The following is a 480-nucleotide window of genomic DNA, read 5'->3' on the forward strand; positions in this document are numbered from 1 at the left end:
GCGTCGTACCCGTGCGCCCGTGCGGGGCGGGGCGTTCGTCGACGAGTCCGCGCCCCGGGTGCTGTTCCTCGCCCGGGACGGGGGGCGGGGGTGGGCGGATGTGTGCCGGCTGGTGAGCGCCGCCCACCGGGAGCGGGAGGCCGGTGGCGGGGAGAGTCCGCTGCTGCCGTGGGAGGAAGCCGTCGGGGAGCATGTCGTCGTGCTGCTCGGGCCCGGCTCCGATGTGGGGCGGGCGCTGGGCGCGGGGCGGCCGGACCGGGCCGCCGTGCTGCTCGCGCAGTGGCGGGAGCGGTTCGGGCGGGAGGCGCTGCGGATCGAGGTCGTCTGTCATGGCGCCGCCGGTACCGGGTTCGGGTCGGTGCGGCACGCCGCGCGTTCGCTGGCGTTCGCCGCCGGTCAGGGTGTCCTGCCGGTGCTGACCAACGCCGTGCGGTACGCGGACGCGGGGCTCGGGCCGGTCGCGGACGTCCTGGACTCCGC

The 480-nt window shown here is 78.1% G+C and carries 1 pseudogene; it reads left to right on the plus strand.

Features of this window, described 5'->3' with window-relative positions:
- A pseudogene (locus ACLZOT_RS49900) lies at positions 1–480 on the plus strand (DNA polymerase III subunit alpha); the annotation flags it as partial.

Source organism: Streptomyces sp. 4F14, assembly GCF_048159485.1.
GTDB lineage: Bacteria > Actinomycetota > Actinomycetes > Streptomycetales > Streptomycetaceae > Streptomyces.